The organism is Gammaproteobacteria bacterium, assembly GCA_003696665.1.
Taxonomy (GTDB): Bacteria; Pseudomonadota; Gammaproteobacteria; order Enterobacterales.
Genome location: RFGJ01000215.1, coordinates 1 through 18,724, shown reverse-complemented (window position 1 = coordinate 18,724; position 18,724 = coordinate 1). Strand labels below are relative to the sequence as shown.

22 protein-coding genes are annotated in these 18,724 nt (G+C 50.6%); 20 read left to right on the top strand and 2 right to left on the bottom strand.

Annotated features, from left to right (window positions below; translation table 11 throughout):
- The first annotated feature begins 9 nt into the window (after positions 1-9).
- The 13 genes from flhF (at position 10) to D6694_06115 (ending at position 11,850) form a co-directional block, all read left to right on the top strand.
- Positions 10-1,344 carry a flagellar biosynthesis protein FlhF gene (flhF, locus tag D6694_06175; protein RMH44183.1) on the top strand — a complete coding sequence of 445 codons (1,335 nt, stop codon included), beginning with the start codon at positions 10-12 and terminating at the stop codon, positions 1,342-1,344.
- 63 nt (positions 1,345-1,407) lie between these two features.
- Positions 1,408-2,229, top strand: coding sequence for a MinD/ParA family protein (locus tag D6694_06170; protein RMH44182.1), 822 nt, complete (start codon positions 1,408-1,410; stop codon positions 2,227-2,229).
- The gene (locus tag D6694_06165; protein ID RMH44181.1) at positions 2,226-2,951 is read left to right on the top strand and encodes an RNA polymerase sigma factor FliA; all 726 of its coding nucleotides are present in this window, start codon (positions 2,226-2,228) and stop codon (positions 2,949-2,951) included. The genes D6694_06170 and D6694_06165 overlap by 4 nt, the downstream gene beginning before the upstream one ends.
- A 67-nt stretch (positions 2,952-3,018) precedes the next feature.
- Positions 3,019-3,408 carry a response regulator gene (locus D6694_06160; GenBank protein ID RMH44180.1) on the top strand — a complete coding sequence of 130 codons (390 nt, stop codon included), beginning with the start codon at positions 3,019-3,021 and terminating at the stop codon, positions 3,406-3,408.
- A 15-nt stretch (positions 3,409-3,423) separates the two neighbouring features.
- Positions 3,424-4,158, top strand: a complete 735-nt coding sequence (locus tag D6694_06155; GenBank protein RMH44179.1) for a protein phosphatase CheZ — start codon at positions 3,424-3,426, stop codon at positions 4,156-4,158.
- Between the two features lie 8 nt (positions 4,159-4,166).
- Positions 4,167-6,380: a chemotaxis protein CheA gene (locus D6694_06150; GenBank protein ID RMH44178.1), complete on the top strand. Its 2,214-nt coding sequence runs from the start codon at positions 4,167-4,169 to the stop codon at positions 6,378-6,380.
- Positions 6,381-6,389: 9 nt separating this feature from the next.
- On the top strand, positions 6,390-7,520 hold the full coding sequence (locus tag D6694_06145) for a chemotaxis response regulator protein-glutamate methylesterase (GenBank protein ID RMH44177.1): 1,131 nt from the start codon (positions 6,390-6,392) through the stop codon (positions 7,518-7,520).
- A 5-nt stretch (positions 7,521-7,525) separates the two neighbouring features.
- Positions 7,526-8,287: a flagellar motor protein gene (locus D6694_06140; protein RMH44185.1), complete on the top strand. Its 762-nt coding sequence runs from the start codon at positions 7,526-7,528 to the stop codon at positions 8,285-8,287.
- On the top strand, positions 8,284-9,204 hold the full coding sequence (motD, locus tag D6694_06135; protein ID RMH44176.1) for a flagellar motor protein MotD: 921 nt from the start codon (positions 8,284-8,286) through the stop codon (positions 9,202-9,204). The genes D6694_06140 and motD overlap by 4 nt, the downstream gene beginning before the upstream one ends.
- A 23-nt stretch (positions 9,205-9,227) precedes the next feature.
- Entirely contained in the window at positions 9,228-10,031 is an 804-nt protein-coding gene (locus tag D6694_06130; protein ID RMH44175.1) for a ParA family protein, read from the top strand.
- Positions 9,913-10,839, top strand: a complete 927-nt coding sequence (locus D6694_06125; protein RMH44174.1) for a chemotaxis protein CheW — start codon at positions 9,913-9,915, stop codon at positions 10,837-10,839. The genes D6694_06130 and D6694_06125 overlap by 119 nt, the downstream gene beginning before the upstream one ends.
- A 123-nt stretch (positions 10,840-10,962) precedes the next feature.
- Complete coding sequence (locus D6694_06120) at positions 10,963-11,466, top strand: chemotaxis protein CheW (protein ID RMH44173.1); 504 nt, start codon at positions 10,963-10,965, stop codon at positions 11,464-11,466.
- Positions 11,467-11,475: 9 nt separating this feature from the next.
- Positions 11,476-11,850, top strand: coding sequence for a DUF2802 domain-containing protein (locus D6694_06115; GenBank protein ID RMH44172.1), 375 nt, complete (start codon positions 11,476-11,478; stop codon positions 11,848-11,850).
- A gap of 5 nt (positions 11,851-11,855) precedes the next feature.
- Here the strand turns inward: D6694_06115 and D6694_06110 are convergent, their stop codons facing one another.
- Together D6694_06110 and D6694_06105 are read right to left on the bottom strand one after the other, a co-directional pair.
- The gene (locus tag D6694_06110; GenBank protein ID RMH44184.1) at positions 11,856-12,104 is read right to left on the bottom strand and encodes a flagellar biosynthesis protein FlhB; all 249 of its coding nucleotides are present in this window, start codon (positions 12,102-12,104) and stop codon (positions 11,856-11,858) included.
- A 32-nt stretch (positions 12,105-12,136) separates the two neighbouring features.
- A complete protein-coding gene (locus D6694_06105) occupies positions 12,137-13,510 on the bottom strand; it encodes a hypothetical protein (protein ID RMH44171.1) in 1,374 nt (457 codons plus the stop codon).
- 132 nt (positions 13,511-13,642) lie between these two features.
- Here D6694_06105 and ccmA point away from each other — a divergent pair, with 132 nt between their 5' ends.
- The 7 genes from ccmA to D6694_06070 form a co-directional block, all read left to right on the top strand.
- Complete coding sequence (gene ccmA / locus D6694_06100; GenBank protein RMH44170.1) at positions 13,643-14,260, top strand: cytochrome c biogenesis heme-transporting ATPase CcmA; 618 nt, start codon at positions 13,643-13,645, stop codon at positions 14,258-14,260.
- Positions 14,200-14,901, top strand: a complete 702-nt coding sequence (ccmB, locus tag D6694_06095) for a heme exporter protein CcmB (GenBank protein RMH44169.1) — start codon at positions 14,200-14,202, stop codon at positions 14,899-14,901. The genes ccmA and ccmB overlap by 61 nt, the downstream gene beginning before the upstream one ends.
- Positions 14,902-14,909: 8 nt before the next feature.
- Positions 14,910-15,662 carry a heme ABC transporter permease gene (locus tag D6694_06090; GenBank protein ID RMH44168.1) on the top strand — a complete coding sequence of 251 codons (753 nt, stop codon included), beginning with the start codon at positions 14,910-14,912 and terminating at the stop codon, positions 15,660-15,662.
- Positions 15,652-15,819: a heme exporter protein CcmD gene (ccmD, locus tag D6694_06085; GenBank protein RMH44167.1), complete on the top strand. Its 168-nt coding sequence runs from the start codon at positions 15,652-15,654 to the stop codon at positions 15,817-15,819. Before D6694_06090 ends, ccmD begins: the two co-directional genes overlap by 11 nt.
- A complete protein-coding gene (gene ccmE / locus D6694_06080; GenBank protein RMH44166.1) occupies positions 15,816-16,292 on the top strand; it encodes a cytochrome c maturation protein CcmE in 477 nt (158 codons plus the stop codon). The genes ccmD and ccmE overlap by 4 nt, the downstream gene beginning before the upstream one ends.
- Positions 16,289-18,247, top strand: a complete 1,959-nt coding sequence (locus D6694_06075) for a heme lyase CcmF/NrfE family subunit (GenBank protein ID RMH44165.1) — start codon at positions 16,289-16,291, stop codon at positions 18,245-18,247. The genes ccmE and D6694_06075 overlap by 4 nt, the downstream gene beginning before the upstream one ends.
- 4 nt (positions 18,248-18,251) lie before the next feature.
- On the top strand, positions 18,252-18,724 hold a 473-nt coding region (locus D6694_06070; GenBank protein ID RMH44164.1), incomplete at its 3' end, for a DsbE family thiol:disulfide interchange protein.

The following is an 18,724-nucleotide window of genomic DNA, read 5'->3' as shown; positions in this document are numbered from 1 at the left end:
GCGCCAGATATGCGCACAGCGTTAACATTGGTCAGCAAGGAGCTTGGTCCTGATGCGGCCATCCTGTCTTCTGGTGCCGTGGCCGGTGGCGTCGAAATTGTGGCGGCAATCGATTACGACGAAGCGCTCTTGGCGGCAAGGCGTCAAAAAAACGATGCGCAACCAACCAGCCAACACCATCCCGGTGCGCTCGATAATGCATCGGAGCAAGAGGCTGAAAGAGAAAAAACAAAGTCACTGGATGAGCGAGCATCGACAAAGCCTTTGGTGTCTCCGGATAGCGCAATGGACAGATTGGCAGAGCAGTCTCCCTGGCAAAACAAGACAGATAGTCCCTCGAGACAGCGGACGCGTTCTGTGTCTTCAGGCACATCCGCGAAAGAAACGCAATGGCTAGAAGACCCGTCACTAGCGAGACTGCGTGAAAGTCTGACTGAAGAAATGCAAGCTTTACGACATCTGCTTGAAACACAAATGGCGGATTTTGGTTGGCAGCGTAGGGCGAAGCAAACACCGGTGTATTGTGAAATGATGCGTCGTTTGGTCAATCTCGGACTTCCGGTGTCGTTGGCGAATCATTTTGCCAGCCAAGTACACTCCGAGGAGATTGGTGACGCCTGGTATAAGGTTGCGGCGCTGGCAGCCAAAGCCATTTCGATCACAGACAAAGATTTGGTTCAGCAGCAGGGCGTTTATGCATTGGTTGGGCCGACAGGTGTCGGGAAAACAACAACACTTGCAAAACTGGCGGCCCGTGGCGTCTTGCAATTTGGACCAGATGCCGTTGCCTTGATAACGACGGATGGTTTTCGCATCGGTGCGCATGAGCAATTGCAGATTTATGCCCAATTATTGGGTGTTGAATGTTTCATAACGCAAGACGCTGCTGAGCTTAACCAAATATTGGAGCGGTTATTGGACAAAAAGCTGGTTTTGATTGATACCGCGGGAGTGGCACATCGTGACGAACGTTTATTAGAACAGGCGGCTATACTTGGCGACACCGTCTACCCGGTCCGTATTTGGTTGACTTTGTCGGCGACCGCGCACCAGTTTTCTTTGACCGAAGCAGTGAAGCGTTTTTCCGTATTTTCACCCACCGAGGTGATTTTGACTAAACTGGATGAAGCGACAAGCTTTGGCCCGGTTCTGAGTCAGGTGATTCGGGAGCAATTGACGATAGCGTATGTGACAGATGGGCAGAAAGTGCCTGAAGACATTCGAATCCCCAAGGCACATGAGTTAGTGGCAGAAGCAATTCGCCTTGCCAATGCGCATCCGCTCGAGGAAGCCGAGGAATGGCGGATAGCGCAGGCAGTTGGTGGGCTCAAACTGAGAGCCTAACCCGTGGATTACGCAACTGATCAGGCGAGCGGGCTTCGCCGGATATTGAGAACAGGAGTACGCATGACGAAACCTGTAAAAGTTGTATCGGTCACTGGTGGTAAAGGCGGTGTCGGTAAAACCAGTCTTTCGGTCAACTTGGCCGTGGCGTTGGCGGATCTTGGCCGTCGCGTCATGCTACTTGATGCGGACCTTGGTTTGGCCAATGTCGATGTGATGCTTGGTCTTCGGGTAGAAAGAAATTTATCACATGTCCTGAGAGGAGAATGCGCCCTAAGCGATATTGTCGTAAGCGGCCCTGGCGGCATTCGTATTGTACCGGCTTCTTCTGGTCGGCAGGATATGGCGCAGCTTTCACAAGCGGAACATGCAGGTTTAATCCGGGCGTTTAGCCACCTGACTGAAGATATTGACGTCTTGATTGTGGATACTGCGGCAGGGATTGCGGATAACGTGATCAGTTTTACTTTAGCCAGTCAAGATATTATTGCAGTGGTTTGTGACGAGCCGACGTCGATTACGGATGTCTACGCACTGATGAAAATTTTGTCGACAGAACATGATGTATTTCGTTTTCGTGTTGTGGCCAATATGGTGCGCAGTCCTCAGGAGGGGAAACGGCTTTTTGCTAAATTGACGGCGGTGACCGACAAATTTTTAGATGTCGCTGTCGACTATATTGGTGCGATTCCATTTGATGAAAACGTTCGAAGTGCGGTGAGAAAGCAAACACCGCTAGTGCATTTGCATCCGAGAACGCCCGCCGCGGTTGCGATACAACAAATTGCCAGAAAAGTGGATAGTTGGCCGCCTCCGGTGGCCTCCCGGGGGCACATTGAATTTTTTACTGAGAGACTGGTAGCCGGGGTTATGGGTGAGTTATGAACACAGGGGTAGCCATGTATCGCCAACATGCCGACGCGCATCAGCTAGTTGAGCAGCATGCGCCGCTTGTCAAGCGGATCGCCCTGCATGTTTTGGCCCGGTTACCCAGACACGTTGAACTGGACGACTTATATCAAGCCGGGATGATCGGCTTACTAGAAGCGGCACGAAATTTTGATCATACGAAAGGTGCAAGCTTTGAGACTTATGCCAGCATACGGATCCGCGGCGCGATTATTGATGAAATTCGGAAGGGCGACTGGGCACCGCGGAGTGTTCACCGGAACGCACGGGCAGTCGCCGACACGATCAGTGCCATTGAACAAGAGACCGGACGTGACGCGCGTGATGATGAAATTGCCGAACGGCTTGGTGTTAGCCTCGAACAGTACCACCGTATGGTGGCGGACATTAACGGTGTTCGCGTGATTGGCATTGAAGATGCGGTCAGGCAGGAAGAGAACATTGGTGCCGGCACAAAATTGGTCGATCAAATGGACCTGATGCATGAGGTCAGTGACGCGCGTTTTCGTCAGGCATTAAGCGAGGCCATTGACAAGCTACCAGAACGTGAAAAGTTGACCTTGTCGTTGTATTACGAACAGGAACTCAATCTAAAGGAAATAGGGCTTGTCCTGGGTGTTAGCGAGTCGCGTGTATGCCAAATCCATGGGCAGGCCATCGCCAGATTACGCGCACGCATGAAAGATTGGCTAGACTAACGGTCAAGAGTCGTTTGATGTCATAATAACTGTACGATTGTTCCCCAGAAATAAAACGGAGGACGTTTTGGATAAGAACATGAAAATACTCATCGTTGATGACTTTTCAACGATGCGTCGAATTGTCAAGAACTTGTTGCGGGACCTGGGTTTCACCAATACCGTCGAGGCCGATGACGGTAATACGGCGTTGCCTATCCTCAAGCAGGGGGGAATCGACTTTCTCATCACTGACTGGAATATGCCCGGCATGCAAGGCATAGAACTTGTCAAGGCAGTGAGAAATGACCCTGAATTGAAACACATCCCGATTTTGATGGTGACAGCGGAAGCGAAGCGAGATCAAATCATTGAAGCGGCACAAGCGGGTGTCAATGGCTATATCGTCAAGCCATTTACAGCAGGCACATTGAAAGAAAAGATTGAAAAGATCTTTGAACGTCTATCAAAACAGTAAAAGGGTACTGGGCGCATGATTGATAAGGAAGAGCTAAAAGAAAAAGCAGAAAAATTGCTTGCTGCCATCGAATCGTCCGACGATGAAGCCATTGAATCAGCCTATGCTGATTTGACGCAGCCGCGTGAAAGTGAGCTATTTCAGGAAGTTGGGCGGTTGACACGTGAATTGCATGACGCGTTGGCCAATTTTCGACTTGATTCACGGTTTGCCGAATTGGCGGCACACGACATTCCGGATGCCAAGGATAGGCTCCAGTATGTAATCGAAATGACAGATAAAGCGGCAAATAAGACGATGGACGCTGTTGAGGAGGTGATGGCGTTATCCAGTTCAATCGGCGACCATTCGCGGCAGCTGTTCGAGAGCTGGCAAAAGGTGGCTGAAAAGCGACAGGCGCCTGGTGAGTTCCGAGAATTCTTTTTTCAATTGGGTCCCTTTCTTGAACAGCTTTTCAACGACACTGAACACTTAAGTCAACTGATGACGAATGTATTGATGGCGCAGGACTTTCAGGATTTGACCGGACAAGTTATCAAACGGGTCATTCAATTAGTACAGGACGTGGAAGAAAGTTTGGTGGAAACCATTCGTATGTTTGGGCAAATGGAAGAGTACAACAAGGCCAAAGAAAAAGAAGAAAAATCGACAATTGAGGCTGAAGGTCCGGCGGTAAATGCCGATAAAAGGGATGACGTTGTTCAAAGTCAAGACGATGTTGATGATTTGTTGTCAAGTCTCGGGTTCTAGGAGTGGCTATGGCGTTTGATGCCGACGAAGAAATTTTGCAGGACTTTTTGATTGAGGCAGGAGAGATTCTCGAGTCGCTGTCCCAACAGCTCGTTGACTTGGAGAACAATCCTGAAGACATGGATTTACTCAACGCGATCTTTCGTGGCTACCATACGGTCAAGGGGGGCGCGGGCTTTTTGGGGCTGACCAATCTGGTTGAGATTTGTCATGCGGCGGAAAATGTTTTTGATCGCCTCAGGAATGGTGAATTGACCGTCACCCCCGATCTCATGGATGTCGCGTTGCAGGCGCTGGACTGCGTGAATGAAATGTTTGAAATGGTTAAGGCGGGGGAAGAGCCAGGGCCCGCGCCTGAAGCGCTTGTGAAAAAATTGGAACAATATTCCTCAGGAGAGGCGCCTGATTCACCGGAGGCTGATTCAGCATCCACTGAAGGTGATGCGCCTTCGGAACCAACTGAGGTGACGGATGAGGCGGATGACACCATCACGGAAGACGAATTCGAAGCGCTGTTGGATGAGTTGCACGGGGGCGGAACAGGCGGGGCAGCAGGACAAGCTAGTCCAGCTAAAGACACTGAACCCCAAAAAGGCGATTCGGGCACCAAGACATCGAAAGCTGGCAGTGATGAAATTACCGAAGAAGAATTTGAAGCCTTGCTTGATGAGTTGCACGGAACGAGTCAAGGAACGACGCATACGGATGATGCTAGAGCACCTGCCGAGGCGACGGTGAGTGAATCAGGGAGCCCTGCGCCGTCGAATAGTGATGAAATCACCGAAGAAGAATTTGAAGCCTTGCTCGATCAGTTGCACGGTCAAGGGAAGGCGCCTGGGGCCGCAAGCGCGACGAAAAATACTCAGACAGATGCAGACAAGACGCCAAAGTCACCGACGACTGGTAACAAGCCTGACGAAATCAAGAAAACTGAAGCAAGCCACAAGTCCTCGCCACAAATAAAGTCTGAAAAGACGACTGCGCCGACACCACAGAAACCCGCGGCACCGAAAACCAAAGTCGCACCGGCTAAGGGCACGCAGCCTAAAGTGATTACGGAAACCACCGTACGGGTGGATACGCGCAGACTTGACGAAATTATGAATCTTGTTGGGGAGCTGGTGCTTGTCCGAAATCGGCTTTTGAGTCTGGGGCAGCAGAATGAAGATGAGGGGCTGCTGAAAGCCATATCCAATCTGGATGTTGTCACCGGGGACTTGCAAGGCGCGGTGATGAAAACGCGCATGCAGCCAATCAAGAAAGTGTTTGGCCGTTTCCCTCGTGTGGTTCGTGATTTGGCGCGGAACCTGAAAAAAGAAATCACATTAAAAATGGTCGGGGAAGAGACCGATCTGGATAAAAATCTGGTCGAAGCGCTGGCAGACCCGCTGGTCCACTTAGTAAGAAATTCGGTTGACCACGGCATTGAAATGCCGGACGTGCGCGAAAAAAATGGTAAAAGTCGAACAGGAACCATTGTGCTTTCAGCCGCGCAGGAAGGTGACCATATTTTGCTAAGCATTGAAGATGACGGTGCTGGCATGGACCCGGAAGTGCTCCGCCAAAAGGCGGTTGAAAAGGGGCTGATGGATGCGGAGTCGGCAGCACGATTGACAGAGCAAGAGTGTTATAACTTGATTTTCATGCCCGGTTTTTCAACCAAGACAGATGTGTCGGATATCTCCGGGCGTGGCGTTGGCATGGATGTGGTCAAGACAAGGATAGCGCAGCTCAATGGCACCATTCGAATCGAATCAGAACTGGGGAAGGGGACGCGTTTCTCGATCAAGGTGCCTTTAACACTTGCTATTTTGCCGACACTGATGGTGACGGTTGGGCGACACATTTTTGCGTTCCCGCTGGCCTCTGTGAGCGAAATATTCCATTTGGACTTGACTCGAACCAACATCGTTGATGGACAGTTGGTCATTGTCGTTCGCGAAAAGGCTATCCCCCTGTTTTATCTTCAGGACTGGCTGCTTAAACCGGAAGAGCGCGATCAGCGCAAGGACAGTGGTCACGTTGTGTTGTTTCAGGTGGGGACGCGTCGAGTGGGTTTTGTCGTTGATACATTGATCGGACAAGAAGAAGTCGTCATTAAGCCGCTGGGCCCAGTGTTGCATGGGACACCGGGGATGGCTGGTGCCACCATCACTAGTGATGGCACGATTGCACTGATTTTGGACGTGCCAAGTTTGCTTAACCACTACGCACGTCGTTAGGTTGACACCATGGCGATCCGGGTACTCATTGTTGACGACTCGAGTTTTTTTTGCACACAACTTGTCAAGATGCTCGAGATTGACTCCGATTTCGAGGTTGTTGGTGTCGCCAACAACGGACGTGAAGCCATCACAAAAGCCCAACAACTGAGGCCCGATGTGATTACCATGGACGTGGAAATGCCGGTGATGGATGGCATTACCGCGACCCGTGAAATCATGGCGAAATGTCCAACCAGAATTTTGATGTTGTCGTCGCTCACCTACGAAGGGGCACGCTTGACCTTGGCGGCCCTTGAAAGTGGCGCCATCGACTTTCATCTAAAAAGCTACGAGGAACTGTCAGATATCCGGGGTAGGAATGCGGCCCGGTTACGTGCAAAGGTCAGGGCGGTTTCCCGTGCTCGTCTCCCAACCGAAAAAAATGTACAGGCACCGAGCACCACCACACAAACACCACAACGACCCACAGCTCCGAAAGGCGTGTCGGCACTTCGGGAGGCCAGTTCAGAGCCAAAAACAAAACCTGTATCCCCGCCTCGGGATGCAGTCAGCGCTGTTGTTCTACCGAAAGATATATCAATTATTGTGATAGGCGCATCGACTGGGGGACCCGTTGCTGTACAAAAATTGATCACAGAGTTGCCTGGCACTTTGCGTGTGCCTATGCTTGTTGTTCAGCATATGCCCAGTAGTTTTACGGGGGCTTTTGCCAGTCGATTAAACAAAATATCATCCTTGACCGTTGTCGAAGCCAAAAACCAGATGCGTCTTGCTTCGGGACATGTCTATATTGCCCCGGGTGGGTATCAGTGTTACTTGACAGATGGCAGTACGCCAACTTTCCGAATTGCGCCCCCAGATAATCGTGTGCCTTATCAGCCTTGTGTGGACATTACTTTTGCCTCGGTGGCAAAACACTTTGGGAGAAAATCCTTGGCCATTGTGTTGACAGGTATGGGCAGCGATGGTCGTGATGGTGCACGGTTACTCAAAGAAAAAGGCGGCGTTGTATGGGCGCAGGATGAGCAATCATGTGTCGTCTATGGTATGCCCAAAGCTGTAGTTTCTTCCGGGCTTGCCGATAACCAGCTTACAGTCGAATCCATGGCACAGACCATTCGGAGAGTTCTGGCGTGAGAAAAATTGACTGGCTGGTATTTGTCGGCGTTTTGGTCGCGATAGCCGCATTAGTGGTTGGACAATGGCTGGAAGGAGGCGCTTTGGGGATTCTTCTCAATGGAGCCGCTGCCGTTATTGTGTTTGGTGGAAGCATCGGTGCGGTGTTGGTGCAAACGCCCAGTCGAACGTTCAAGCGGGCCTTGCAAATGCTGTCACGTATCGTCGCAGATAATCAAATGCCATTTCGACAAAGTATCAGTAAGCTGGTGAATTGGAGCATGATAGCACGGCGAGATGGCTTGCTGGGTCTGGAAGATATTGCCGAGTCCGAACCCGATCCCTTTGTCCGTCACGGTTTGATTCTATTGGTGGATGGTGCTGAACCCGAAACCATACGAACTGCCATGACAAACGAACTCATTCTTGATGAGCAACAGGGACTGGAGGCGGCGCGTGTTTATGAAGCCATGGGCGGATACAGCCCAACAATGGGGATTATCGGCGCGGTGTTAGGTTTGATCCATGTGATGGGTAATCTGACAGAACCGAGCAAACTTGGCCCTGGTATTGCGACAGCTTTTGTCGCAACCGTGTATGGCGTCGCCTTGGCTAATTTAGTGTTATTACCGATTGCTCATAAGTTGAAATATCGCATTGCAGCATTGTCCCGTTATCGGGAAATGATGATCGATGGCATTGTCGCAATTGCTGAGGGGGAAAATCCTCGGGTCATAGAGTATCGACTGTCCGCCTTCGCACGTTCTGACGAAGGAGGTGCGTTATGAGGCGTCATCCCGTTTCTGATGATCAAAAAACTGACCGTTGGCTGGTTTCTTACGCCGATTTTATTACCTTGCTTTTGGCTTTTTTCGTCGTGATGTATTCGATTTCGCAAGTCAATGAAGGGAAGTATCGGGTGCTCGCCGAAAGTTTACTTGCCGCATTTAAAGGGCCTGAGCGGTCAATGCAACCGATCAATGAAGGTGAGGTCAACCGTCGAAAAGAACCAATTCTTGGGCGGGATAATTCGTTGCCAGGGGTAGAATCATCGGGCGATGAGCCCTTGGTCACCAAACAGGCTTCAGAGGGCGAACTGGCCGTATTGAATGCGACTGCGCAACAGTCACAAGAGGAATTCCAGCAATTGGCGGAAAATTTAGCGCAGGCACTTTCCCCCTTGACGGAAAAAGGACTACTTCAGATAAACGCAACTGAGGACTGGATTGAACTGGATTTTCCGAGTGGCCTCTTATTCACGAGTGGTTCTGATGTGTTGTCTCCATCGGCGCAGGCAGTGCTTCAGCAAGTGGCAACGGTACTAAAAAAAACCACCAACTTGATTCGCGTGCGTGGATTCACAGATAGCCAGCCCGTGGGTGGGCGGTTTCAGTCCAACTGGGCACTTTCTGCTGCGCGGGCCGTGGCTGTGGTGCAATTGTTGCAGGGCAATGCCATTGAGCCAGAGCGACTGGCGATAGAAGGCTATGGGGAATACGCCCCCATTGCGGATAACGAGACCCCAGAAGGCCGAGCACGCAATCGACGCGTTGTGATTGCGATTTCTCGGTATGTGCGAGGAGAACGTACGCCGTTACCACTTACAGATGACGAAACGAGTCAGGAGCGAAATCATCCCGAAGACTTCGAAATCATCCGAGGTGAAGATGGTCGCCTGATTATACGAGGGCGTTCGACAAAATAGGCCGCTTTAAACTTGGAGAATCTATGCAAGTTTTGACTGTCGCGAATCAGAAAGGCGGTGTAGGAAAGACGACAACGGCCGTGAGCTTGGGCGGTCTCCTTGCGGAGGCAGGCGCGCCCGTGCTGCTTGTTGATATTGATCCACATACCTCATTGACCGCATATTTTGGGATTGATGCAGACGACCTCGAAGCCTCCGTTTTTGATTGTTTAAACCATCCAGAGTGGTCCCGTTATACGGTAAAAACACGGGCGATCGTTAAAACTGGCGTAGAAAATCTAGACTTGCTGCCTGGGTCTGTCGCCATGGCGACGTTGGATCGGCAACTCTCTAACTTGGAAGGCAAGGGCTTTTTACTGAACCGCCTACTCGGTAAGCTTACAGATGATTATGAATACGTCTTTATCGATTGCCCGCCGGTACTTGGCATTTTGATGGTGAATGCGTTAGCTGCCTGCGCCAGACTGCTCATTCCATGCCAAACTGAGCCACTTGCGTTGAAAGGGTTAGAAAGGATGATCCAAACGGTGCGCATGGTGGCACGAGCAGGGCGAGATGGTTTTTCGTACACGATTATCCCGACCATGTTTGATCGCCGTACTCGAGCCTCAGTTAAAGCGTTGCGGTCCATGCGAGACACCTGGCCGGACTGTCTATGGCACGGCGTGATTCCAGTCGACACAAAATTCCGTGACGCGAGTGCCGCACATGTTCCGCTCAATACTCTTGATCCCAACACGCATGGCATTGAAGGTTATCGTCGTTTGCTGCGCGATCTTGAGCAGGGAAGATTGCCGGAGGCAAAGGCGGGTCATGAGCCAACGTGATCGCACTCTCATTGAAACCTTTCTTGGTACGTTGCTCTCACCCACGGATGAGATGCCAGCGCAGCACAGTTCGTGGAAAATCGAAACACAGCCGGTCCCGGATACGCGATTGAAAACCAAACTAGCAGCACCCGTGGATGAAGCGTTACGGCTACAGGTGGCACAGCGCCTGCTCGCACAGGCAGCCATGCAACAAGACACAAAAGTCAAGTCCGCCCCAGAATGCATGGATACGCAAGAGAAAGTGTCAGTTGGCAACGAAACCATGCAGCCGCACCAAGAGGCTGTCGCGGTTTCTGAACAATCAATTTCTGTGGGGCAGTCAACGGAGTATTTTGGTAGGCCAGATTGGGCACACGGCGGTTTTCAAACGTTGATTTTCAAGTTGGGCAAATTGCGTTTGGCCGTGCCGTTAGTGAAGTTGGGGGGCATACATAAAATAGACCGAAAAGTGACGAAGCTCGTTGGACGACCCCCTTGGTTTATGGGGCTTTTGAACTCTCCGCATGGAAATATTGCGGTGATAGACACTGCCATGTGGATTATGCCAGAGCGTTATGAAGAGGTTCGGAATGAAGGGCTTGATTATGATCATGTGATTATGCTTGATGATACGCATTGGGGATTGGGGGCGACGGGGGTCGAAAAGGCCAAAACCTTCCATGAAGACGAAGTGCAGTGGAGCGAGAGTCGAAAAAAACGACCTTGGATGGCCGGCATGTTAAAAGAGGAAATGTGCGCACTCATTGACGTCGATGTGTTTATCGCAATGCTGAACGGCGCGGATGAGAAGTATGGAAAATTGTAAATAATGTTCTATGCTTAGCATATGCGTAATTTTCGGTGGATAGGCATAGTTTTTGCTGCATAATTTTCGTGTTTTCTCATGTGTGCCAAATTTTTGGCGGAGTTTTTCTGAGGAGAATGTTTTATGGCATCGGATACAATCAGCACCTCGGTGCATAAATCCACTGGCGAAGATCCGGTATTGCAGTACGTTACCTTCCAGCTCGGTCAAGAGACGTATGGCATTAATGTCATGCAAGTCAAGGAAGTTTTGCGCCATACGGAAATTGCACCTGTACCAGGCGCTCCGTCCTACGTACTTGGCATCATTAATTTGCGTGGCAACGTGGTGACGGTGATTGATACGGCGCAGCGGTTCGGTTTACCAACGCCTGAAATTACCGACAATACGCGGATTGTCATCATAGAGGCAGAAGGACATGAAATTGGCATCTTGGTTGAGGCTGTCTCTGAAGTTGTTTATTTGAAAGCGTCGGAAATCGAAACCGCGCCAAATGTTGGTAACGAGGAAAGTTCGAAATTTATCCAAGGCGTCTGTAATCGAGATGATCAGTTGCTGATTCTGGTTGATTTGAACAAATTGCTTGGCGAAGAAGAGTGGGCTGAGCTCGACTTCTCTGACTTTTAGGTTTGGAAGATGGGCATCGATGCGTTGCTTCTGCTTGGTTTTGTGCTATCCGCCGTGTCTTTTCTGATAGGGCTTTGGTGGCTGTGGCGTCAGATCGAGGGATTACGTGGCATGATTACCGCGTTGCAGCAGCAGGTGGAAGAAAATAGAGGCATGCTCAGAGCAGAAGGCCAAGCGCTCCGACGGTTTGAGCAACAGATGAAAGCCGCCGTTATCACAAAGCCGGTCGGAGTGAAGCAGTCGGGGCAAAAAACATACCGGCAGGCTGCCAAGATGTTGGAAATGGGCGCTTCGCTTGATGAAATTCAACAATGCTGTGATCTCACGAGGGGAGAGCTGGAGTTGTTAGCCCAGATGAGTCAGGCCAAAATGGCTGCTGGTTAATTTGGTCAGTCGCTTTGTTCTCTAAGCCAATAAACAAAAGCAATAATTTCAGCGATCGCTCGGTACACTTCCTCTGGGATTTCATCGCCAATTTCTAAATGGGCGAGTTGTTTCAATAGCCCAGGGTCTTCGTGTAAATGCACGCCATGTTGACGAGCAAGCTCGATGATTTGTTGAGCAACAGCACCATCGCCGCGGGCGACAACTTTTGGCGCGTTAATTTGATCATAGAAAAGTGCGATGGCTTGTTGTATGGCTTCTTCGTTGTCCCAAACGTGACCCAAGACTACACCTCCCAATGTTTTCCAGTGAACGTCGATTTGTTTGTTTCCGAAACTTTAAGTATCTTGTTCAAGTGGACCGACTTATTCGGAAAGAGCTTACTTAGACTTTGTTCCAAGTGTTTCAGCCTAGCTGGCCGTAGGCGTTGATAAAAAAATGGCGAGGCTTGAAATTCCATAGCCATATGGCTTTTCCCCATTTCGACGTCAACTTCTATGTGCTTGTCAGAGCCGAAGTCGAACGAAAGCGTTAGTCGGTATATCTGAGAGGTGTTTGCCGTCCTTTTTCGAGTCTTTGGCTCACGATAGATATGAATCGCCACTTGGCTGTCTTTGTGGGGAAACGGGATGGTGAACACATTGAGCAGGGTGGCATCATTTGGATTGATGTGTCGCTCGGGTTGGCGATTTTCTGATTGTGATTTGTGAACAAGCAAATTGCCCAGTTGTCTTATCAGCAATTCGGCCCATTGATCGACCGGGGTCGGTTGAGATTGTCCGCGCTTGGGGACAGCCATCATGTGAAGCGCTATACTTTCCCATACATTGGAAGAAATCTTCTCACTTATGTTGCCGCTTAAATCTCGGGCCCTTAAAAAGAACAAGAATTCAAGCATCTTGATGTGACGCATCACTTGGTTATCGCGAATGAGTCGAGCCACTTGTGAGTTTGTTGCGGTGGGCAGCACACTGGCAAGCTGTTGCCATGGATCCTCCCCCCAGCGTCGAAGCGCCTGCGCGACCCGCTGTTCATCGACGCGTCCGTGACTCAGGGCGGCAATGGGAGCGGGTGGCAATGCGAGTTTTTCAAGATATGTGCGGGCAATTCGTGGAAGTGTGGCTGGAGGTAGCGCCAAGAGCTTCCAGAAACGCCTGGCCGCTGTCAACGGTGATGCACTATCGCCGACTTGCGTCAGAGCGGCAGTGGTCTGCAAGTCGAAGGCGCGTGATGTTGTCGTCAGGACTGACCGAACAACATCTTTGCTGGTGGTGACTCCTTTTATCGCAGATGATTGGCCAATCGCGGCGTGAGCCGAACTCGTCAGTTGATTATCTGCTTGAGCACGAGGCTTGTGGCTCGGTAAAGTGCTTACTAATGATTTAGACGCTGCAGTTTTGTCAGCACTTGTCAGTGGCTGTGCGGTGTGTTTGCCCGTTGTGGCCGGGCGATTGAACAAGCGAATGGTAAAGCGTGGCGTGGGTTTGGTTTGTTCAATTGTCACTTCTGCATAGGCCGCAGTTCCGGTTAATTGGAAGTTTTTCGGAACTGGAATTTTGAGTGCTCTCGTCTCGCCGATAAGCACGAAAAACGACTGATTGATTTTCACTAAAGAGGCAGGAATCGGTTGTCTAAGCGGCAGCCCTTTGATCACGGTCATTAAAGCCGCCGTTGGTTGCTCGATAGAATAAGCATACGTCGTGGTTATATTTGACACAGCGCCTCTGGGCAATCAGAATCGTCATCCGTTTAAAGTATAGCCTGATTGAGCAGACGCTTCAGACATCACTTTATGATAAAACGATTGCAAACCGAACAACTTGGGGTACGCCGCTCTGAACGATGGTTGTTTAGACGCCTAGACCTCGAGCTCGATCAGGGGGAATTGGTTCAAATTACAGGTGCGAATGGTGCTGGCAAAACCACATTGCTACGAACTTTGTGTGGCCTGATCGAGCCCAATGAAGGCAGAGTGAAATGGTTTCTTGAAAATGATGCTAGCCCGATGTATTTGGGGCACAAGGCATGCGTAAAGGCCGAGTTAACAGCATTAGAGAATTTGCTTTTGCACCCTGTCAATGGAAGGAGGGTGACTGAAGAGCAGGCTCTTGATGCCCTAGCTGAGGTAGGTCTGGCTGAGTACGTCGATAGTCCGGTGCGTTATTTGTCGGCTGGTCAAGGACGACGTGTCGCATTGGCCAGACTATTGCTGAGTGACACGATGGTCTGGGTGCTCGACGAGCCGTTCACTGCCATCGACGTCGAGGGCTGCCAGTGGCTCGAAGGGTTGATTTCCACTTTTGTGTCGAATGGAGGGGCGGTGGTGTTAACCAGTCACCAACCGTTGCGATGGTCATCTCAGATTCGTGCCATAGATATCGGGGATTACCGGTGTTCGGTCAGCTATTAACTAGAGAAATTGTTCGTTACTGGCGCTCCAGACAGGATCTGCTAAATGCCTTGGCGTTTTTTGTCATCGTGGTCACCCTTTTTCCATTGGCGGTGACACCGGAAGGCAGGCTCCTTCGACTGATGGGGCCCGGTGTCATATTTGTGGCAGCGCTGCTTTCAACTTTGCTCTCGCTTGAAGGGCTGTATAAAGAGGACTACCACGATGGTACCCTTGAGTATTTGGTGCTTCAGTCTGGTCAGCCCATGACCGTTGTTGCCAGTAAGATTGCCGCCCATTGGTTATTGTCTGGATTACCTCTGACGCTTTTGTCACCGGTGTTAGGAGGCATGATGCAGTTATCTGGCCACACGATTATGGTGGAATTTTGGGCGTTATTGCTTGCCACGCCAACCCTCAGCTTGCTGGGTGCCGTGGGTTCTGGCCTGACGGTCGGGTTACGCCAAAGCGGGGTACTCTTAGCACTATTGGTGCTGCCTTTGTACGTGCCTGTGCTCATTTTCGGAACCAGTGCGGTGATGGCTGCGGCAATGGAATTAAGTTATTCTGGTCAGCTTGCTTTGCTTGGCGCGATACTGGCATTGGCGTTGCCCTTGGCGCCACTGGCTGCCCTCGCATCCGTTCGCGTGTCGATTCGTTAGGAGGAATAATGGACTGGGCTTGGTTTCACAGACTTTCATCTCCCAAGTGGTTCTATGTACTTAGCGAACGCTGGGCAACAAAGCTCTTGTGGTCAGGCGTGTTATTGTTCGTTGTCGGAGTCTATCTGTCACTGTGGGCCACGCCGCCAGATTATCAGCAAGGTGACTCGGTACGGATTATGTATCTTCATGTGCCGGCGGCAATGGGCTCCATGGCGTTATACATGACCATGGCCGTCTCGGCGGCGATCGGTTACATATGGCGAATTCGGTTGGCTTACATGGTGGCCATCGCCATAGCACCAGTGGGTGCGTTATTGACCGCAGTGACACTCATCACCGGCTCGCTGTGGGGGCGCCCGACTTGGGGGACCTGGTGGGTATGGGATGCCCGTTTGACCTCGGAATTGATACTGCTTTTTTTGTATCTGGGTTATATTGCGCTGCACCGGGCTTTTGAGGACCGGGAAGTTGGTGACCGTGCCTCGGCGGTTTTGGCGATGGTTGGGGTGGTCAATGTGCCAATTATTCACTATTCCGTTTATTGGTGGAATACGTTGCATCAAAAGGCGACAATTACTCGTCTTGGAAAACCTTTGATTGATAGTGAAATGGGCGTGGCCTTGTACGTAATGATGATTGCCACTGGTCTGTTGGTCGCGTGGATCTGTATTGTCAGGATTCAGACTGAGATATTGGATCGGGAGTGGCGCAAACAATGGGTATGTGAGCTGCTGGAGAAAAAAGCCAATGTTGCCTGACTTTGGAAAACATGCATTTTTTGTGTGGACGAGCTACGGACTCGTGGTGACGTCCTTTGTCGTACTTGCAGTCTGGTCTATTTCAGCGAAAAAGCGTGCAATTCAAAAAGTTGCTCGAAAAATCAACTTGGCAAAACGGAAGGAGAATCGCGGATGAAACCAGCACGCAAACGTCGCTTGATCTTTGTGCTTTCGATCGTTTTTGGCGTGGGCGCCGCAATAGCGCTTGCGCTTTATGCCATGCAACAAAACATAAACTTGTTTTATTCGCCTTCAGAGATTGCTGAAGGAAAAGCGCCAACAGGGAAACTCATTAGGGTTGGCGGGCTGGTTGTTGCCGGTTCTATTAAGCGCGCCGACAAAGGCACCGAAGTGCGCTTTAAAGTATCGGACAAGGGACATGAAGTCGAAATATTGTACAACGATATATTGCCTGACTTGTTTCGTGAAGGGCAGGGCATCGTAGCACTTGGTAAACTGCGTGACGACGGTATATTTGTGGCTTCAGAGGTGCTTGCCAAGCATGATGAAGTTTACATGCCGCCTGAAGTTGCGGAAGCCGTACTGCAAGCAGAGGCAAAAGCACGCAACATGTCCGTTGAAGAGCTGAAAAAAGCGAGAAAACAATGATTTCTGTCATTGGCACTTGGGCACTTAGCTTTGCCGCCGCACTGGCTTTGATCAATTTTGTGCTTCCGACGCTGGGTGTGTCGCGAGGCAAGTGGCGACTCGTTAAACTTGCCGCGCCACTGACCTACATGCATGGAATTTTTCTTTTTGTGTCATTTGGCGCACTGGTGTGGGCGTTTGTGAATGATGCCTTTTATATCCGTTATGTTGCGTCACACTCCAATACGGCATTGCCGTTGCCATACAAGGTGGCTGGCACTTGGGGCGGGCACGAAGGGTCGTTGCTGCTATGGACCATGCTGCTCGTACTATGGATGATGGCGGTGTCCTTTTTTTCTCGCGGCTTGCCAGGTTTGACGCGTGCGCGCGTCCTGGCGATACTTTCAGCGATCGCTTTTGGTTTTGATGCGTTCATTCTTGTCACCTCAAACCCTTTTTCAGTTTTTCCACACGAGTACCCGCTTGACGGCGCTGACTTGAATCCTTTGCTTCAGGACCCTGGCCTTGTTGTCCATCCGCCGATGTTGTATATGGGCTATGTCGGATTTTCTGTCGCTTTTGCCTTTTCGCTGGCGGCCATGCTTGAAGGCCGCATCGATTCTCTGTGGGCACGCTGGGTACGTCCTTGGACGCTGGCCGCCTGGATGTTTTTGACGCTCGGCATCACCTTAGGAAGCTGGTGGGCTTATTATGAGCTGGGTTGGGGGGGCTGGTGGTTTTGGGATCCGGTCGAAAACGCATCTTTTATGCCATGGCTTGTCGGCGCCGCATTGATCCATTCACTCGCCGCCACAGAAAAGCGCGGTGTATTCAAGGCATGGACAACATTGCTGGCAATTACGGCATTTAGTTTCAGTCTGCTGGGTACGTTTCTTGTTCGTTCCGGCGTCCTCACGTCTGTGCATGCCTTTGCCAATGATCCCGTTCGTGGAACTTATATTCTGATCTTTTTGGGGGTTGTCGTCGGCACATCCATGTTCATTTTTGCGGTTCGAGCACATGCGGTGAGCGTTCATGCCTGGTTTGATTATCTATCACGTGAAACGCTATTTTTGCTGAATAATCTCTTGCTTGCTGTGGCCACCTTTGCGGTGTTATTCGGCACATTACAACCCATTATTGCGGAAGCGATGAACGCTGGAAAAGTATCGGTTGGGCCGCCTTACTTCAATTTTGTGTTCAATGTCTTGATGGTGCCATTACTGTTTCTTATTGGCATCGGGCCTTTGTCGCGCTGGCGAACGACGCAAGTGCAGGCGCTCTGGAATGATATGCGTTGGAGTGCCGCGAGCGCGTTTGTATTGGCTGCGGCTTTGGCTTATCTCGTGCCGCGAAGGATGCAGACCGTGCCTTGGCAAGTTGGGCTTGGCGTATTCTTAAGCGCTTGGATAGTGCTCGGCCAATCAGTCGATTTATTTAAACGGTCATCGGCATTGCGTCGTGTGCGCTCTATCGGTGCGAGTCACTGGGGAATGTACTTGGCCCATGTGGGGGTGGCAGCAACGGTATTTGGCGTGGTGATGGTCAGTCACCTTGATGTTGAGAAAAATCTTCGGGTGGCGGCAGGACAAAAAGTGGTCGTGGCTGGGTATCAGTTTGTTTTTAAGGGCACGCGCGACATCGTTGGTCCCAATTATCAGGGCACACAGGGTGTTTTCCATGTGCTTGATCAGGCAGGTCGCACTGAGCTCACACTCTATCCGGAAAAACGCACCTACAGCGCTTCTGGTCGGTTAATGACGGAAGCGGCGATTGACTGGGGCTTGATGCGCGATCTCTATATTGCGTTGGGAGAGCCAATGCCAGATGGCAGTTGGACGATTCGGATCTATGTAAAACCTTTTGTTCGTTGGATTTGGTTAGGGGGGCTAATGATGGCGCTTGGCGCACTGATTGCCTTGGTCGATCGGCGCTACCGAAAAACTCAAAAATTAAATATTGCGGAGGCATCATAAGAGCATGGCACAATCGAAGCGACTGTTGTTGTACTTCTTACCATTGACAGTGTTTGTTGGTTTGACCGTATTGTTATGGCAGGGCATAGGAAAGGATCCGACATTGCTAGAATCGCAAGTCATTGGACGACCGCTGCCAAAATTTTCCTTGCCCGATTTGCTGACACCGGACAGGCAGATCACGGACAACGACATTAAAGGGCCAGCTTTGATTAACTTATGGGCGAGTTGGTGTCCGGCGTGTTATCACGAACATCCATTTATTACGCGACTCGCGAAAGAAGAAAACATTCCGGTATGGGGGCTCAATTTTCAGGATAATCGGAAGGATGCGTTAACTTATTTGCGAGAACAGGGAAATCCGTATCGTGGTGTTATTTTTGACGAGAAAGGCCGCTTGGGAATTGATCTGGGGGCTTATGGGGCACCGGAAACTTACGTGATTGGTCGCGAAGGTACGATTCTATATCGGCATGT

Bases quoted from the DNA above. Each gene is read 5' to 3' on its own strand.
- motD (RMH44176.1), top strand. From the start codon at position 8,284: ATGAGGCGTCATCCCGTTTCTGATGATCAAAAAACTGACCGTTGGCTG.
- flhF (RMH44183.1), top strand. From the start codon at position 10: ATGCGCACAGCGTTAACATTGGTCAGCAAGGAGCTTGGTCCTGATGCG.
- ccmE (RMH44166.1), top strand. From the start codon at position 15,816: ATGAAACCAGCACGCAAACGTCGCTTGATCTTTGTGCTTTCGATCGTT.
- D6694_06150 (RMH44178.1), top strand. From the start codon at position 4,167: ATGGCGTTTGATGCCGACGAAGAAATTTTGCAGGACTTTTTGATTGAG.
- D6694_06145 (RMH44177.1), top strand. From the start codon at position 6,390: ATGGCGATCCGGGTACTCATTGTTGACGACTCGAGTTTTTTTTGCACA.
- ccmB (RMH44169.1), top strand. From the start codon at position 14,200: ATGGTCATCTCAGATTCGTGCCATAGATATCGGGGATTACCGGTGTTC.
- D6694_06090 (RMH44168.1), top strand. From the start codon at position 14,910: ATGGACTGGGCTTGGTTTCACAGACTTTCATCTCCCAAGTGGTTCTAT.
- D6694_06170 (RMH44182.1), top strand. From the start codon at position 1,408: ATGACGAAACCTGTAAAAGTTGTATCGGTCACTGGTGGTAAAGGCGGT.
- D6694_06075 (RMH44165.1), top strand. From the start codon at position 16,289: ATGATTTCTGTCATTGGCACTTGGGCACTTAGCTTTGCCGCCGCACTG.
- D6694_06130 (RMH44175.1), top strand. From the start codon at position 9,228: ATGCAAGTTTTGACTGTCGCGAATCAGAAAGGCGGTGTAGGAAAGACG.
- D6694_06165 (RMH44181.1), top strand. From the start codon at position 2,226: ATGAACACAGGGGTAGCCATGTATCGCCAACATGCCGACGCGCATCAG.
- ccmD (RMH44167.1), top strand. From the start codon at position 15,652: ATGTTGCCTGACTTTGGAAAACATGCATTTTTTGTGTGGACGAGCTAC.
- ccmA (RMH44170.1), top strand. From the start codon at position 13,643: ATGATAAAACGATTGCAAACCGAACAACTTGGGGTACGCCGCTCTGAA.
- D6694_06105 (RMH44171.1), bottom strand. From the start codon at position 13,510: ATGACCGTGATCAAAGGGCTGCCGCTTAGACAACCGATTCCTGCCTCT.
- D6694_06120 (RMH44173.1), top strand. From the start codon at position 10,963: ATGGCATCGGATACAATCAGCACCTCGGTGCATAAATCCACTGGCGAA.
- D6694_06125 (RMH44174.1), top strand. From the start codon at position 9,913: ATGTTCCGCTCAATACTCTTGATCCCAACACGCATGGCATTGAAGGTT.
- D6694_06155 (RMH44179.1), top strand. From the start codon at position 3,424: ATGATTGATAAGGAAGAGCTAAAAGAAAAAGCAGAAAAATTGCTTGCT.
- D6694_06115 (RMH44172.1), top strand. From the start codon at position 11,476: ATGGGCATCGATGCGTTGCTTCTGCTTGGTTTTGTGCTATCCGCCGTG.